This is a genomic window from Kitasatospora phosalacinea (assembly GCF_000717185.1).
Lineage (GTDB): Bacteria > Actinomycetota > Actinomycetes > Streptomycetales > Streptomycetaceae > Kitasatospora > Kitasatospora phosalacinea_A.
The window spans coordinates 1-423 of the sequence record NZ_JNYE01000281.1; the positions used below are offsets into that span (position 1 = coordinate 1).

1 protein-coding gene is annotated in these 423 nt (G+C 78.7%); it reads left to right on the top strand.

Annotation, left to right across the window (positions count from 1 at the left end; all coding sequences use genetic code 11):
- On the top strand, nt 1-423 hold a 423-nt coding region (locus tag OO57_RS38020), incomplete at both ends, for an HAD family hydrolase (RefSeq protein ID WP_033257498.1).

A 423-nucleotide genomic window follows, 5' to 3' on the forward strand; every position in this document is an offset into this window, starting at 1 on the left:
GCCGGCGCCCTCGAACACGCCTCCGAACACCCCATCGCCCGAGCCGTCGCCACCGCCGCCCAGGAACGCTTCGGCACACCCGCCCCCGTCGAAGGCTTCGAGAACCTCCCCGGCCTGGGCGTGCAGGGCGTCGTCGACGGACACGCCGTGGTCGCCGGACGCGAGGCGCTGCTCGCCGACTGGGCGCAGCCCCTGCCGCCGGCCCTCGCCGCCGCCAAGGCCGCGGCCGAACGGGCCGGACGGACCGCCGTCGCGGTCGGCTGGGACGGCGCGGCCCGGGCCGTCCTGGAGGTCGCCGACGCCGTCAAGCCCACCAGCGCCCAGGCCGTCGCCGAACTCCGCGCCCTGGGCCTGCGCCCCCTCCTGCTCACCGGCGACAACCGCGCCGCCGCCCAATCCGTCGCCGCCCAGGTCGGCATCCCC